Source organism: Psychrobacter sp. AOP31-B2-9 (assembly GCF_052378005.1).
Lineage (GTDB): Bacteria > Pseudomonadota > Gammaproteobacteria > Pseudomonadales > Moraxellaceae > Psychrobacter.
In genome coordinates, this window is sequence record NZ_JBQSXG010000070.1 from 1 (window position 1) to 16,549 (window position 16,549).

Consider the following 16,549-nt stretch of genomic DNA (forward strand, 5'->3'; position numbering starts at 1 on the left):
TTGCCTGCTTGAGGTCTTACGACTCACTGAACTATTTATTCCAATAATTATCAGGATATTCAGGCAGCTCGACCAATATATTACGCAGCGACTTTGACCATTGACGACGAATTTGATTGAAATAATCGTCACTCTCATCGATACGGCGACCCTCAGGCATCTCTAAGCTGTCACTGTTATAGATCACAAAGTCTATCGGCATACCCACTGACAAGTTTGAGTGAATAGTTGAGTCGAATGAAAGCATCAAGGCCCGTGCGGCATGCTGTATATCGGTGTCGTATGTGACCGAGCGATCTAGAATAGGCTTGCCGTACTTGCTTTCGCCTAACTGAAAAAATGGTGTGTCTTTGGTGGCTCTAATACAATTACCCTCAGGGTAAATCATATATAACTCATGCGGCTGGCCTTTTATTTGACCACCCAACATAAACGAGCTGGTAAACCGACTGCCATCATTATCGTTGGCAACTTGTTTTGCATGATTCATCACGTTACGCATACATTCGCCTACCATTTGGGCTGCATCAAATAACGTCAGTGCGGTATTGAGGTTGCTTTCATAACGCTGGTCAATATCATTCTGCAACTTGGTAAATACGGCTTGTGAGGTGGCTAGACTGCCTGCGGTTTGTAGTACCATGACGCGTTCGCCTTCAATGCCATACTGATATAACTTTCTAAAGGTTGATATATGATCAACGCCTGCATTGGTGCGCGTGTCACTAGCGAAAACCATGCCTTCTCTTAGGCGAATGGCAGCACAATAAGTCATAAAACATCCTGATTGTAATTGATTTAATTTAAAAGAGTTACAAGATAACCGAAGTTAACGTTGTAACTCTCTTATAGTGGATTGGCTATAGTAATCGTAAAGTAGAGTCGTTAATGATTGTCCTATGATAGTCGTTTGACTAGCACTTGGCTATAAAGGTTCTCATAGCCGCCGCCCATTCTGACACCGCGGACAGGAGCTGTGTCTAAATAGTCTCTACCAATGGCGACGTAGACGTGAGAGCTTGGTTGAAACAATTGGTTGGAGATATCAAAGGTATACCAGTAGCCGTCTAGCCAAACCTCTGCCCACGCATGGCTTGCCATATGGTTTTCGGTATCGTCATACAGGTAGCCTGACACATAGCGGGCTGGAATATGCTGATCACGGCAGCAACCCAAAAACACATGAGTGTGATCTTGGCATACGCCAGCGCTCGTTGCAAAAGACTCAGCAGCTGTCGTACCTACATGAGTCACATCTTTCACAAACGGCATTTTCATGATAAGTGCATTGGCCATCGATTTGAGACTGTCATGGGTGGGGTTTTTTAGATAGGGCGCGGCAAAATCGCGCATCTCTTGTGAACATTTGGTCAAAGGTGTTTGTACGGTAAACAGTAGGTAGGGGACATGAGCCATATCCTCTAAACGTTTGGTCTCTATATCGATTTCAACGATACCGGATGCTTGCATTTGCAAATTATTATGCGCTTCATTACGGCTTAGCGTGAGCCAGTCATTACCAAACCCATCCTTTTGATTGGTTGCCACTTTAGGGAGCATTACTTCCCATTTATGGATAATTTGATGAGGCATCTGCATTGGAGTCATGCGTATATATTGGACACTGCGCTGTGCAAGCTCACCGTAATAATAATAGTTGGTTTGGTGGCTGATTTGAAGTTTCATGATAGCTTCCTATTTTCTGTTTATTTCATATGTATAATCAATCTCATATAAATCGAATACAGGATCAGGCTCGCTTAGTTTGTTCTTGTTAATGCTTTTACGTGCCTGCCTTGTTTTGTTTTTAAATACTATTAAATTGACTATATCATTAGCGCTTTTCATCATTTTATGGCTAGGGCGTGTCACCAATTAGATTATGAGCATTAAAATGAGATAAATTGATGCTAAACAAGGAAAAACTCGCAGTGAATATGAATATATTGACAAGCGTTTTGACACCGTTTAACGAAAGTTTAGCCATTTTAAAGCTTTAAATTGCATCAATGTGCTAATTGATGACATGCCTAGACACCTTGACGCAAAATGATATTAAACTCTTTACTAATCAGCTCAAAATCGCTAAATTTCTTCGATCGAATCATTTGGTTGGCCAAACGTGTCAGCTCGCGCCAGCGCGTGTTTTCCGGCAACTCATTGATCCAATACTTAAATTCAAGACTGACTTCTATTGAGTCCTCTTCTAATAGCACAGCCCGCTCAAGCTGCTCAAAATGACGACCTAATTGCCAAAAGCAAGTCACTGTCGGATGCTCTTGTTTCATAGCGGCATTACAGGCATGTAGCTGCAAGGTTGCAGCCCGATAAGTGCCAGCACTTGAGAGACGCTTAATCAAGTTGTATAACTCAGCGGTGTCTTTACCAATGACGCCTTTTGCTTCCTGTACATTGTCATCTATCGATTGAACGATGTTCGGTATGATGTTTCGCTCCAAATCAGACATCATCTGTGCTTTCATGGTTTTAGACGATTCGTTTATATCTGCATTAAAACCTAAGTGACTGATTAAATGCTTAAGCTGTGATTTTTTAAAATTATCTTTGACCAGTTTTTTCATGACATCATCATAGTAATACAGCCGCTCGCTGTATCGACCTAGCCATATGAGATAACTGGCGGTGGAGAGTAGTAGTATCATCGGTGCATCGTCTAGCATCTCATAGCCTGCTTCTAGCGGCTGGACACGATCATAATAGTTGGCGTGATCTGAGGTGTTGACGTCTGATGATAAAGGCGAGCACTTGCAGTTTGTTTTTTTGGTGGAAGACTTTAAGTTACTGTCATCGATAACCCAAGTGTCTTTGATGCCGCCACCTTGTGAGGAGTTGACGACCAATGAGCCTTCAACCATCGCCACTCGTGTTAAGCCGCCTGGTACGATATCGACGGTTCCATCACCATGGCTTAATATAAAAGGTCGTAAGTCAATGTGTCTTGGTGCAATACCATCACTGACCGCTGTTGGGTTAGTAGATAGTGATATCGTCGGCTGGGCAATAAACCCCGCTGGGTTTTCTAACAGACGCACACGGTAATCTTCAATCTCTTGTTTGGTCGATGTTGGTCCTATAAGCATACCGTAGCCACCAGAGCCTTGTGTTTCTTTGACCACCAAATCACCCAGATTGGCGAGCACGTATTCAAGATCATCAGGTTTGCGGCATTGGTAGGTTTCAATATTTGGCAGGATGGGTTTTTCACCCAAATAAAACTCAATCATATCTGGGACAAATGGATAGAGACTTTTGTCATCGGCGACGCCAGTTCCCGGTGCATTGACAATGACCACGTTGCGAGAACGGTAAGCACTCATGAGTCCTGACACGCCCAAAATAGAATTGGAAGAAAACGCCAGTGGGTCAATATAAGGATCGTCAATACGGCGATAGATAACATCGACCTGCACCTTACCGCGAATCCCCTGCATATAAACCTTGCTGTCCTCGACGATTAGATCATAACCATGAACCAGCGGCACATTCATCTCATGTGCCAAAAATGCATGCTCATAATAAGCACTGTTGAAACGCCCTGGGGTTAAGATAACAATTTGTGGGTCGTATTTGCTGGTAGAGCTGGCTAGACAGGCTTTGAGACGTTTGGGGTAATCACTGATACCTAAGATGGGTGTGTCTTCAAATATATCAGACAATAACATCTCTGATATATTGCGGCTCTCTAACATATACGAGACGCCAGATGGTGTGCGCAGATTGTCCTCTAATACACAGAATTTGCCAGATTCGTCTCGGATTAAATCGATACCACTGATATGTGAGTAGATAGCTTTGTCAAGCTCAATACCCATCATCCATGGTTCATAGCAGCCACTTGCATAGACATAAGCATCGGGGACAACCCCTTCTTTCATAATAGCTTGGTCATGATAGATATCATGCAAGAAAGCATTGAGGGCAGTGATGCGCTGTTTACATCCAGCCTCTACTTGCTGCCATTCGCTAGCGGAGATGACACGCGGAATGATATCAAACGGAATCATTCGTTCAATATTTTTGGCATCACTATACACCGTAAATGTCACACCTTTACGGTAAAATATGTCAGCGGCTTGTTCGTTTAAATGGTTGAGGGAATCGAGGTTGATGTCATTTAGCCAATTGCCAACAGATTTAGCAACAGGGCGATATTGACCTTTACTGTCTTGTAATTCGTTAAATATCTTAGGCGGGCTGGGCGTTTCGGATGGTTGTTTTTGCAGTCGGTCTTTAACGGCTGCTTTGGTGGTAGCCGCGCTCTGTGTCTGACTTTGCGTTTTGCCTTGATTTTGGGATTGAGATGATTTTTGCTCCATAACGACCTCACGTATTCTAGGTAACCTCTCCACTGTTATGGGTAGACCAGTCTGTACAATATACCCAAAAAACAGTCCGTGTCTGATTTAAACTATACAACGTATACTGAGTAACATACAACAAGCGTTAGACAATAGGTTTTAAATAAGTTTAACTAAATTGTAATAAATTTAATCAAACGTGAGCCAGTGCACTGATAACGTATTGATAAGTGTGTACTGAAGTAAGTAATAGGACGAGAGGGTAGACATGAAGTTTTGTAAGCAAATGTTAGGGCTGGCAAGTATAGGGATTACTACTATTGCTCTGAATGGTTGTGCTAATGAACCAACACAAGCGACTTTGCCTACGGGTAGCACAGTGATTGCTTTAGGCGATTCACTGACGTATGGTTATGGTGCCAGTCCTGAGACAGCTTATCCTGCGGTCTTGGCAACCATGACGAAATGGCGTCTGGTGAATGAAGGGGTTAACGGTGATACCTCTGCTGATGTGCTGGCACGAACGGATCAAGTCATTAATCAAAATCCTGATTTGGTATTGCTCAGTGTCGGTGGCAATGATGTGTTGCAGCAGTTACCTCCCAATACCACAACTGCCAATATCACAGCGACTATCAATCAGTTAAAATCGGCTGATATCCCCGTCGTGCTGATCTCACAACCTTATTTCAGTGCCAGTGCGCTGTTTGGCAAAGCCAGTGACAACCCTATTTATGAAGATATTGCCGAATCAGAAGGGGTGCCGCTATATGCCAATGGCTGGTCAAAGATACTGTCAGACGATGCGTTGAAATCTGATAAAATCCATGCCAATACCGCAGGGTATCGACAATTTTCAGAAGGTCTGTATAACTATTTGCAAGAAGTAGGAATGTCTAACTAAGTATTTGTTTTTATAAGTATTATCGTCTTTTTTGATGTTCTTCTAATTATTGTTGTTTTCATAATCTTATGGATGTAGGGTAAAAGTATATGTTTAACCTCATAAAAGACTGGCGCGAGCAGCGCATACTGGATAATAGTGAGTTTAGTACCACTGATTGGGTGCAAGCTGCCAAGCGTATAGCAATACTTGATAGACTAGATGAAGATGAGATGAAGCGACTGTTTGATCTTACAACTTGATCTTACAACGTTGTTTTTGGCTGATAAATCTATCACCGGTGCTCAAGGGTTTGAGGTGACTGACACCGTTAGACAATCGATTGCTTTGCAAGCCTGTTTGCCGATTCTAAACCTAAGCCTTGAGTGGTATGCTGGCTGGTCATCTATTATCATTTATCCCAGCTCATACAAAAGCGACACAACCACGGTGGATGAGTTCGGTATCGTCCATCAAGGTAGTCAACACCGTAGCGGAGAAGCGTGGCTACGTGGACCTGTGATCTTGTCATGGAAAGATGCCAAACACTCAGGTGAGCGTGATGGGCACAATGTCGTCATTCATGAGTTTGTTCATAAGCTCGATATGATGAATGGCAGCGCCAATGGCTTTCCACCGTTGCAGCATGATACTGATCGCACTCAGTGGACTAAGGTGATGACGCGAGATTTTGCGGACTTTCAAGTTCATCGAAAGTCGGGATTAGATCGTTATGGTGCGAGTAATCCAGCAGAATTCTTTGCAGTATTGAGTGAGGTGTTTTTTGAGACACCGCAAAACCTGATTGATGCTTATCCGGATATTTATGACATCATGGTCAAATTCTTTCGTCAGACGCCACTATAAATAATTCTTGAAGCTTTCTCTAAAACAGTATGAACGTATATATTAGGATTAAAAAACTGAGATGATTACTGCGATAAATGACGATATGGCAACAGTAGAGATCTATGAAAGTGCTGATGGAAAGGCGCAAGTAGATGTGCGCTTTGAGCAAGAGACAGTTTGGCTGTCACAAGCACAAATGACTGAGCTGTTTGGCCGCGATCAATCAGTGATCTCTCGCCATATTAATAACGCCATAAACGATGAAGAAATCGCTGAAAAAAGCAATATGCAAAAAATGCATATTGCAAATTCAGATCGTCCAGTAACCTTTTATGACCTAGATGTGGTTATATCAGTAGGTTATCGCATCAAATCTCCTCAGGGAGTGCAGTTTAGACGTTGGGCAACGCAGCGTCTGCGTGAGTACTTGGTACAAGGTTATACGCTCAATCAACAACGCTTCGATAAAAACTCAAGCGAGCTACAACAAGCGTTAAATCTAATCAAAAAAACTGCGCAAAGCCCCGAGCTAAAAACCGATGAAGGACGCGGACTGGTTGAGATTATCAGCCGTTATACGCAGACGTTTTTATGGTTACAGCGCTATGATGAAGGTTTGCTTGACAGTCCCGCAGGACAAGATGGTGGCATACTCCCCAATACGACTGAGGCGATGGCAGCGCTGACGAATTTGAAAGCGCAGCTGATAGACAGGGGTGAGGCAACTGAATTATTCGCTAAGCCTCGTGGTGATGGCTTGGACAGTGTATTGGGCAATTTAGAGCAAACGGTCTTTGGTGAGCCTGCGTATCCGACTATCGAGAGTAAAGCGGCGCATCTACTGTATTTTATGGTAAAAAACCATCCCTTTACCGATGGCAATAAACGCAGCGGTGCTTTTTTGTTCGTGGATTTTTTACACCGTAACCATCGGTTGCTAAATGACAAAGGTGACATGGTTATCAATAATACCGGGCTTGCAGCATTAACCTTACTGGTTGCGGAATCTGACCCCAATCAAAAAGAAACCTTGATTAAGCTAATTATGAATATGTTGTCATTAGAGGGCTAATCCACAAAATTTCTATTAAAAGCCATATCGACAACCGTATCAAAAACCATGCAACCTGACATACAACATGAGTTGCAAAATATATACTTATATTTGAATATATGCTGTATTTACAAGCAGATAGAGTAGGATGCCCGTTAACAATCAGCTTATAAGCTTGTTAGGTTAGTCGTTTTATATACTCTAAATCGTCCATTGGTCACTAATAATCGCTACAAGATAACGCTTTCCCTGATAGCTATCAAACACCAAACGCATCGCACGCCAATCCATGCCACCATATTCTTCGCTACCGCTACTATAAAACTCAACGAAATCAGAGTTTTGATATATTTTGTTTAAGTTATCAATACTGTTGCCCATAGCTTGGCTGTTATTAAGGGTAATCGTAGGGTTGTCATTAAAGGCGCTTGCATTGACCCAAGTGCGCAAATAGTCAGGCAATGGCGTGACAAGTAAGTCACCAATGCCGTCTTTTTCGCCCCAAGTGAAGCGAATATTGGACTCATGTAGATATTGTAGGTATTGAGCACGGCTAAAGACTTTATCTGATTCTGGGCGAATATACGCATACATTGAGAATCGAACGCCGCGTGTTGGGTGGATATCGTTAGCAATACTGGCATAGTCGCCATTGGCCAGCGCTTGCTGAATGCGTAAGGATTGCTGTTCCAGTGTTTGTTGATTTATAACAGCCGTGTCGATGCCTGAATTGTTTTGATTTATGCTATTTTGATCTGTATTATTTTGAACGATGTTCTGCGGCGTGCTCATAATAGATTGAGATTGACAGCCAGCCAATAATAATGGCAATGCAAACATCATGCTCAATGCTGAGGTCGTAGATAATTTCGTCATAAAAATATCCTTAACGTGAATAAGACTATTATTTATAGTAACAGTACACAGAAATAAATTCTCAAGAATAAACTGGCTAATAAATTTAATCAGCGTATATTTTATAACTTAGTGATAGCAGATAGCCAGAATGAGAACGCTGTAAGTGCTATATAAAAGCTTTATTATAAATCACCAAAACCCGTTGGTTTGTTTTCGCATAATGTATATTATGTTAAACTAAGGGTACCATACAATAAGTTCATGGGATTATAATTATATGATAAATCCCTATAAAGATTGGTTGATGATTGATTAATTCTCATACGTATTACCTATTCATAAAGTCATCTTCATCACCACTAATACAGTTACTAGCTGAGCTGTCTTAAGGAGTTAATGTACAGAGCTATCATTAATCCTATTGTATTTGTAATCGAGCTTAACGTATTAAACCATGTCGCTAGTTAACCTGTTTGATAAACTTGTTCTACTCATCATTGCTAAGTTTACTACCTTCATACTGCACAATAAGCCCTCTGAATAATCTGTCACTCCTAATCATCACCTAATAAACAAATCACTCATCAATCGATTGTTGGTAGCTTAGCCGACTTCCTGATTAATGCGAATGTGCTTGAACTACGTTAGGTACAGAAGTATTAGCCACCAAGTGACAATCAGCTCAAAGTAAAAGCAATAACCCTTCTGAATGCCTATTACTCTATATCATTGATAAGAACGTATACAAGCTCTGATAATGCTCCTACTTGGCATCTCAGTAAGTCCAAGTCTATATACACCTTATAGCTGCTATTATCATAGCTAACTACGTTTCCATTTAGAGTCACCAAAACAGCCTTCCTGATTAGTGAAACATTCATTGGTCTTTTCTAACATCTCTCGTTCTTACTGAGATATCTTAATCTAAAGCATTGAGTTGATACCTTCCAAATTTGCACAGAACAGTACTATCACCCTGATTAAGGTATTCTGTGCGAGTACAGGAGCACGGTTTTTCGTGCAAATATGTCGAAGGACTCTATTGCCAATAGCAAACAGCACTCTTACTTTTAATCTATATGAAGTTTATTCCTTCAAACGCCATATATATCAACAAAAAAATAGCTTACTCCCTCTTTCTCCACTATACTATAATTATCCCCAACCTTCACTTGGGGATAATTGTACCTAAAATACTTAATTTTAAAGGGTTTTATGTCTTAATAGATTAATAACCGTGTCCATTTCAGTGTCCAATAACTATCTATATTTTCCAAAAGATACTTTTTCAGAATTTATAAAGTATGTGCAAAGATTATTCTAAATCTCAGTATAGAGTTAATAGATTAACATTCACAATTTACCTTGCTTATAAAGCTTACGGATGTGCATTATGGCTGTCGACAATTTAAATGATATTAATATACTTGAATGCCGAGATAAAGATTACTCGGTTAGTGTCTCAGGTATTGCGGGCCTAAGTATTCGTATTTATCCAAATGGTAAAAAAGAATATTACTTGAGGTACGCTCATCCGCATATCGATGGTAAGCGTCCTAGAATGATGCTAGGTAAGGTCGAAGAAATCAGTCTATATGAAGCTAAGCATAAAGCAGAAAGTATACTTAAGATGGTCGCACAAGGCTCTGACCCTAAAGCTATCCATAAAAAAGAACAAGTCAATAAGTATGCTCATCTAAAGAACGCCACATTTTCTGAAATTACACAAGCGTGGCGAGACCACAAAACATCAAGTCGTAATCGTAGCAATTCTAGAAAGCGTGCGTTTAGTGAATCTACCCTTAAATTTTGGGATTTATGTCTAGGATATATGTGTCGCGAGATTGGCGACTTAAGAATGAACGATATCACGAGCGAGATGATATTAAGTGTGTGTGAGGCGATTCAGAATAATGAAAATCAAGCAACCTTCGTTGGTGCAAGCACTCGGCTTTATACTGAAAAAGTCTTCTCATTCGCTGTTGCAAGAGGATTATGCGATAGAAACATAGCTATTGATACGCGTGGCGAGCTCGCACCTGCCAGCTCAGGCAACCATTTACCAGCCATCACTAAGCCTGATCAGTTTGCCACTCTCCTAAACGATATGTCTAATTTTGAAGGTGCAAGTAAGATTACATTGGAAGCAATGAACTTATTACCATATGTTTTTGTGCGTAGTATCGATTTGCGGTCTATGCGATGGCAAGATATAGATTGGGATAACAAGCTATGGGAGTTTTCTCCTACTAAAGGCGAAGGTCGTGAGGATATGGTATCGCACTTAGTTGTACCTCTAGCCACTCAGGTTATTGAACGCTTACGAAGAATAAAAGCAATTACAGGTCATAAAGAATATGTGTTTGCATCGATGCGTGCCTCAAGCAATAGCTATATTAGTAAAGCGACTCTAGTACAGATATTCCATAGGCTTGGATACAAAGATGTTCAGTGTGCTCATGGATTTCGAGCATCGGCCAAAACATTGCTTATGGAACAATCTGAACTACGTTACTCAGATATTGTGACTGAGCTGCAATTAGGACATCGAATAAAGGATACGCATGGTGGCGCTTATAACCGATTGGATGAAATCGATACTCGAATACTCATGATGCAAGATTGGGCTGACTATATAGATAAGCTGCGAGACTCTGTATGAAAACTACTTTAAGCTGATTATATCATTCAATTTTCATTGCTTTGTAGAGAGTATTAATATAATATTAAATCATAAGAGACACCTATATAAAAGTTCATACATTCGTAGGATTTGATTCAAATGCTGAAAATAAAATCTATTACTCTAAACAACTCAGCTCAGCTTAGTCTATTGTTTGATAGCACTACTACACTTCCCTGCTTATATCCTATGCTTTATATTAATAGCTCATTGAAGTTTAAAAGTGAATCAACACAACAAGCTTACTTGCAGGGTATTAAGCAGTGGTACGAGTTCTGGGAAGAAAAACATAATCAGTCATTCTGCAAGTATTTCCGTGAACATAAATCTAACCCTAATTTGATGATTAAAGAAATAGACAGCTTTATATTATATTTGGAAAATATGCGGGTAGTTGACCAAAAGCTAATTAGATTAGGGAGCAATCCTTCAATTAATTACAATACGCTTGCACATCGTTTGCGGGCTATCCTCAGCTATTTAAACTATTTATTAGATACCTTTAGTCAAGTACACGGTAAATCTATAAGCCCTCAAATAGCTAGATATAAATCTACACTTTCCCAAAAGTCTGATCTTGTCAAAAACTTGTCCTCTAATCACCATAAAGCCCATAAAAATGGGACAAACTTTAAAAGCCTTACAGAGGAAATAAAAGAAGCTCTATATTCTATTATTTCGCCAAAAGCACTAGAACCTTTATTTAAGAGTAAGGAAGCGCAGTTAAGAAACTTTCTCATTGTACATCTGCTCTTAAACTACGGTTTGAGGACTGGCGAGCTGTTACTTTTAACTCTTAACTCAATTAAGACTGATTTAAAAACATGTAATACTTATCTCGTTATAACTGATACACAAGATAGAACAGATAACCGTATATCGAAGCCGCAGATGAAAAACGTTCAATCCGTTCGAACCATATTATTAGAAAAACGTGATGCTCAATTTATTCACATGTATATCAACAATATCAGATCTCAAGATTCTAAAAGCAACATGCTATTTCTGTCCTTACAAGCACCCTACGCGCCTCTTAGTAAATCAGGTCTTAAAAAGCTCATAGCTACGATAAATGAGAAGATGAAAAGTGATTATCCTCAGTTCTTTGACAAGAGATATGTAGATTCAATTGATAAAATTTCAGCTCATATTCTTCGTCATACATGGGCGTATATGATGCTTAAACATAGTTATCAATCATATTTGGACAGTTACAACAAGGCGCAGGCAATGGAGAATGCTATTGAAAGTTTAAGAAAGATGGCAGGGTGGTCACTCAACAGTACTATGCCATACTTATATGCTAGCCGATTTATCTCGGAAAATGCTAACTTATCTAATATACATCGAATTACAAAAGTGGGTGCACACTATGACTAATAATTTAGCACTAGAGTTTCCTAACTACTCGAGTCATCGTTTATTTTCTGAGGCTCAGATAAGTAAAATTGAAAGTCTACATATTCCTACTATAATTCGATTTATGCTTGCTGATAGATATGAAACGAAATTTATCAATTCTACCTCAAGTACTTGGGAGTTTTTCTACTCCGGTAGAAAAGAGTACATAGACTTTACTGAAGAAAATTATCTAGATAAGCATGAGATTAAGTTATTAAAGTTCTTTTTAGCTTACTACTCCCAAATTAATAGCCCTGCTTATTTATCAAGATACTTTAAACAAGTCAGGTCTAAATTTCATAAGTTAATAAAAAGCAACAACTCTTTTAGTTATCTAAGTTTCAAAGAAGTGCTTTTAGATTTAGCCGTAGATGAATCTAAATATAGAGAATACTATACATTAAAGAACTTTGTCAGATTATTGATAGCTGAAGGTTTTGAAGAATTTAGTGAAGAAGATGAGCTTGATCTTGAAATACTAGAAAGACCAAAATCTTTTAACTCAAAATTGTTCTATCAAGAGGTTGAGGATCCTATTAGTAAGCCTACGATCACAATGATACAAAATGGCTTCGCAAAACTAAATTCAGAAATTGGTGAGGGGCAATCAATAGTAGACAATGTTATTAAAGATGCTTCTATCCTTGGTCTTATCTACGTAACTGGTATGAGACCCGTCCAATTATCTAAGCTTTCTGTTGAAGATATAAAGATAGATACATACACGAAAGAAGGCGAAAATATGCGTTACAGCATACTTGTACCTTATGCCAAACAAGGGCGATTCAACCATGCTAAGATTTCGATAAAACTACCTGAAGAAATCGCTAAAGTTATTTTGCAATATATCAAACAGTTCAAACTACCTATAAAACATCAGCTTTTTGATTTAGGTAATTATGCAGTGACTTACTGTACTACCGCCATCAATGAGCAACTTTTTGATTTCTCACCGCAGGAATATAAAAGCCAAGTTTTAAATGGTGAACTAATTCGAATTAGATATACAAGCTCTCAATTTCGCCATCATGTGGCTTATTCAATGGCACTATCGGGATCAAGTGCTGAAGATATTGCGTATATCTTAGGACACTCGTCGTTAGTTACAGCTAGACATTATATTTTTTCATCACCTAATCTTGCTCAAATTCGAGCCATAGCACTCGGTAGAAACCCTGTTTATCAGCAAATGATAGCCATGCTAATGACTGGCGATATCATTACCCCTGAACAAGACCACGGAGAAAATATAACAGGATTCGTTAATCATAAAATCCACAGCAATATAGGTAAGTGTAGCTACAAAGCTGGCTGTTTCCTTGAACCTGTCCGTAGTTGCTATGGATGTGTCTATTTTCATCCTTATGAACATGGTAATCATAAAGAGGTTTTAGAATGCGTTCAAGATGAACTAGAATCTATCGTCCATATCTCCGATGCTGTTTATAGCTCCTCAAACCCAGTCATTGCTATTCACGAAGCGACTAAATTTGAAATAGAATCAGTCATTAAGCGCTGTAAGTTAAGTAGTGAGGTGAAAAATGCAAATGAATAGTTATGATAAGTTCATTGATGAGCAAAAAGAGTATTTTGAAAATAGCTTATACCAACCCAATGATGCTTTATGGGAAGATAGTGCTTGGTTAAGGACCGGTGTGGGTTCAAGCTGGCTACTCTCGAGAGGCAAGTCAAGTATCAGCTTCAATTCGATAAACAGAGCAAAAGGGCTGTCAAATATAAATATATCTGAAGATTATCAACAATTTTGTAAAGCAATGCTAGTGTACAGCTATCGCCAAGCTAACGGTAAGGTTTCACCACAAAAGCTTGTTGCTGAACTTTTAGTGTTAAAGCGTTGGTTCTATTCCCTAAAAGAAATTACATATGACACTCATCCTACAAAGCTATCGACAGAAATTCTTAACCATGCCTACTATTTGTTAAAGAATAATAGTAGTGCTACTAACCTTCCAGACCATGTCGGAACATTCAAAAGGCTACAAAAGGCTACAAGATGTAGTAAATAAATATGGATTCACTTCTAAGAAGCTAGAGTTTGAAGTTGATTTAAAATATATTAACAAGCAGAACAGAACACAGAAAGCAAGAACAACTAAAGAGCTTCTTGAAGATAAAAATATCGATGAAAATAAGATAAATGTAGAAAAATTAATCTCGATTCAGACTTTTATAAATATTGCTTCGCTAAAAAACCTTTGTCAAAGTGAAGGCGAAAAAATACTCTTAAACTCGTTATTTTTATCTATCATAACAGGGTTTCGATCGACTGAAACGATAATGCTGAAGAAAGACTGTTTAATTGAAAGACCTATCTTGGATCCACAGACCAATGAGCCTATAAGTATCAATGGCAAGGTACAATCCATGCTTGGTATACGCTATTATGGCGCAAAAGGGGCTGGCAAGAGAATTCACTGGGTTGAGCCGTCTTCGATTACGCTTGTTAAAAGCATTATACAAAATACCTTGGAGCTTACCGAGCAGTATCGAAAGCACCTAATTTATTTGAGACAGAAAAATTTAAAAGACTTTCTTCCTAAAGGTATTGATGATATTTCTGATGACTTGATCGAGCTAGACGACTTAACTGACCATTTGTTTATCTCAAAAAAACAGACAAGAGGTCGTGGTGGCCAAAGAGATGCAATATTAAGTACATTTAAGAATGCTCAAGTAAAACCTGACAAGGTAAGTCCTGATGGCACAGGTGAGCTGAAATTCTATAGTAAAGAGACATTGAATAAATTCATTGTATCAATAGCGAATTATGATGCCGAAGAACCTATAAATAAAAAATTTGAGTTTGAGGGTAAGCTAGTTAACATTCCCTATGAAGACTTATTATTTATTGTTCAACATGGTAGCACTACTCTATCTCGAAGTCTGATAAATAAAACAAATATTACAACCCTAGATAACCGTGTCATAAATAATTTCTTAGGCACAGGTAACAATAAATCAGTATTTGAAAAATATAATCTAAAAGATAGTGACAATCAAATCTCTAAAATATCAAGCCATATTCCTCGGCATAATATTAATACGTTCTTAGCTATTGCTGAAATTCTAGATCACTTACAAGCTATGCTAATGGGGCGTGTTGATATTGAACAAAACAAACATTATCAGCATTTGAGTATTAAGCAAATCAGCCAAAATGCTAGTTTGACTAGTAACAGTAATCAATTCCGAACCTCCAATGAGTTAATGGCAGTTTCAGAAGAGCCTATGCGTTCTTTAAAGAATAATATAAAAAGTCCAATTGATGACGTCTTAGAGTATGGTTTGATGCTATTTAGCAACGATAAAGATCTAGAAAACAATCTGAAAAATAACCTGCATACTTTTGATAACGCTAATGAAGTGTCGAATTTTATCGAACAATCTATGGGAGATGGTTACTTTGACGATATTGCTAAAGCTTTTAATGAAATAGCTCCTACAGAGCCAGACAAGGCAAAAGAACTCATAGATACCCATGCCTACTTACATCCCCTACCCTTTGGCTCGTGTATGCGTAATATAGCGGCTCACGGTTGTCCCAAGCGACTAGCGTGCCAGTCAGGTGCGTCCTGTGTCAATTTTACGGTGACAGGCCGTTTGGGCGAACTTGAAAATTTAAGACTTACTAAAGATAGACTGACTGATCAAGCTAAAAGCTTAGCTGATAATTCTGAATTTACACTAAGGATAAAAAAGCAAATTCAGAACCTTGAGGGTTTCGAACAAAAAATTATGGTCGGCTACAGTAATAAAACTCCTGTAAATATATATAGTGCAATAGATACTGAGCATTCCCAGCCAAAGACACTTGCTGAACTATTTTCACTAGAATACGAAAAGATAAAAGCTAATGATGAGGAAGAAAGCAAATGTTAAGAGGTAGTGAGCTTAATGAAGCTATCGAGAACGAGCTTAAAGAAATGGTACAAGAAGGCATTAAAAAGGCCCCTATTTCAAATACTGCTCTACATAAGAGACTAATTGCCAAAGGGCATATTAAAGGGGGTCTGAGTACGCTTAGCACTAAAGAACGTAAAGCATTAATTCAAAAATACACCATGGAGCAGCTCTTACCATTGAACTTGAATGAAAAAGAAGAGCAGCTATACGTCAATAAAAAGACACGTCAAGCTCTTCTTGACACCAATAAAGGATTAAAAGAGAGGATAGCTGAACTTGAAGATGAGCTGAATCAAAATACTGTTATTCTCGTAGAAATTATTAATCAAGTAAAGTTGAAAACTAATCTTGAGCTAGATGACTTACTTTCACCCTACTTAATATCTGAACTCAAAAGTCAGTCTAATTTAAAAAAGTTATAGTGACTTGTCATACTCAGATAAAGTGTATGAATATTCAAATCACCAATCTTGAACCTTCACAGTCTTAATTTTTTCCAAGCTTAATGTAATCGATTACGTCTATTTGACTGATATAGCAAGTAGAACTAGCAATGCAAGACTCATAAACGTCCACTC

General features: G+C 38.8%; 13 protein-coding genes and 1 pseudogene. 10 read left to right on the forward strand and 4 right to left on the reverse strand.

Annotated elements, in window-relative coordinates; translation table 11 throughout:
• Positions 1 to 31 precede the first annotated feature (31 nt).
• From ACT3SX_RS09105 to ACT3SX_RS09115, 3 genes and pseudogenes are all read right to left on the reverse strand, one after another.
• Positions 32 to 775, reverse strand: coding sequence for a peptidase (locus ACT3SX_RS09105; RefSeq protein ID WP_192520249.1), 744 nt, complete (start codon positions 773 to 775; stop codon positions 32 to 34).
• Between the two features lie 122 nt (positions 776 to 897).
• On the reverse strand, positions 898 to 1,686 hold the full coding sequence (locus ACT3SX_RS09110) for a transglutaminase family protein (RefSeq protein ID WP_192520248.1): 789 nt from the start codon (positions 1,684 to 1,686) through the stop codon (positions 898 to 900).
• Positions 1,687 to 2,807: 1,121 nt separating this feature from the next.
• A pseudogene (locus ACT3SX_RS09115) lies at positions 2,808 to 4,337 on the reverse strand (circularly permuted type 2 ATP-grasp protein); the annotation flags it as partial.
• A gap of 250 nt (positions 4,338 to 4,587) precedes the next feature.
• Here ACT3SX_RS09115 and ACT3SX_RS09120 point away from each other — a divergent pair.
• The 4 genes from ACT3SX_RS09120 to rhuM all read left to right on the forward strand — a co-directional run bounded on the left by ACT3SX_RS09120 (position 4,588) and on the right by rhuM (position 7,123).
• On the forward strand, positions 4,588 to 5,223 hold the full coding sequence (locus tag ACT3SX_RS09120) for a GDSL-type esterase/lipase family protein (protein WP_192520247.1): 636 nt from the start codon (positions 4,588 to 4,590) through the stop codon (positions 5,221 to 5,223).
• Between the two features lie 89 nt (positions 5,224 to 5,312).
• Entirely contained in the window at positions 5,313 to 5,465 is a 153-nt protein-coding gene (locus tag ACT3SX_RS09125; protein WP_225739271.1) for a hypothetical protein, read from the forward strand.
• 16 nt (positions 5,466 to 5,481) lie between these two features.
• Entirely contained in the window at positions 5,482 to 6,069 is a 588-nt protein-coding gene (locus tag ACT3SX_RS09130) for a M90 family metallopeptidase (RefSeq protein WP_263972668.1), read from the forward strand.
• A 61-nt stretch (positions 6,070 to 6,130) separates the two neighbouring features.
• Complete coding sequence (rhuM, locus tag ACT3SX_RS09135; RefSeq protein WP_192520246.1) at positions 6,131 to 7,123, forward strand: RhuM family protein; 993 nt, start codon at positions 6,131 to 6,133, stop codon at positions 7,121 to 7,123.
• A 183-nt stretch (positions 7,124 to 7,306) separates the two neighbouring features.
• On the opposite strand, the gene ACT3SX_RS09140 is transcribed toward rhuM, so the two are convergent.
• Positions 7,307 to 7,981, reverse strand: a complete 675-nt coding sequence (locus ACT3SX_RS09140) for a hypothetical protein (protein ID WP_192520245.1) — start codon at positions 7,979 to 7,981, stop codon at positions 7,307 to 7,309.
• Between the two features lie 1,375 nt (positions 7,982 to 9,356).
• On the opposite strand from ACT3SX_RS09140, the gene ACT3SX_RS09145 reads away from it, so the two are divergent.
• The 6 genes from ACT3SX_RS09145 to ACT3SX_RS09170 all read left to right on the forward strand — a co-directional run bounded on the left by ACT3SX_RS09145 (position 9,357) and on the right by ACT3SX_RS09170 (position 16,393).
• Positions 9,357 to 10,625 (forward strand): tyrosine-type recombinase/integrase, encoded by a 1,269-nt coding sequence (locus ACT3SX_RS09145; RefSeq protein WP_045455641.1) that lies wholly within the window; start codon positions 9,357 to 9,359, stop codon positions 10,623 to 10,625.
• 120 nt (positions 10,626 to 10,745) lie between these two features.
• On the forward strand, positions 10,746 to 12,026 hold the full coding sequence (locus tag ACT3SX_RS09150) for a site-specific integrase (protein ID WP_201601115.1): 1,281 nt from the start codon (positions 10,746 to 10,748) through the stop codon (positions 12,024 to 12,026).
• On the forward strand, positions 12,019 to 13,602 hold the full coding sequence (locus ACT3SX_RS09155; RefSeq protein ID WP_201601117.1) for a site-specific integrase: 1,584 nt from the start codon (positions 12,019 to 12,021) through the stop codon (positions 13,600 to 13,602). Before ACT3SX_RS09150 ends, ACT3SX_RS09155 begins: the two co-directional genes overlap by 8 nt.
• Positions 13,589 to 14,074, forward strand: a complete 486-nt coding sequence (locus ACT3SX_RS09160) for a hypothetical protein (protein ID WP_442069796.1) — start codon at positions 13,589 to 13,591, stop codon at positions 14,072 to 14,074. Before ACT3SX_RS09155 ends, ACT3SX_RS09160 begins: the two co-directional genes overlap by 14 nt.
• Complete coding sequence (locus ACT3SX_RS09165) at positions 14,025 to 15,947, forward strand: hypothetical protein (protein WP_442069797.1); 1,923 nt, start codon at positions 14,025 to 14,027, stop codon at positions 15,945 to 15,947. The genes ACT3SX_RS09160 and ACT3SX_RS09165 overlap by 50 nt, the downstream gene beginning before the upstream one ends.
• Complete coding sequence (locus tag ACT3SX_RS09170) at positions 15,941 to 16,393, forward strand: hypothetical protein (RefSeq protein ID WP_442069799.1); 453 nt, start codon at positions 15,941 to 15,943, stop codon at positions 16,391 to 16,393. The genes ACT3SX_RS09165 and ACT3SX_RS09170 overlap by 7 nt, the downstream gene beginning before the upstream one ends.
• The last annotated feature ends 156 nt before the right edge of the window (positions 16,394 to 16,549 follow it).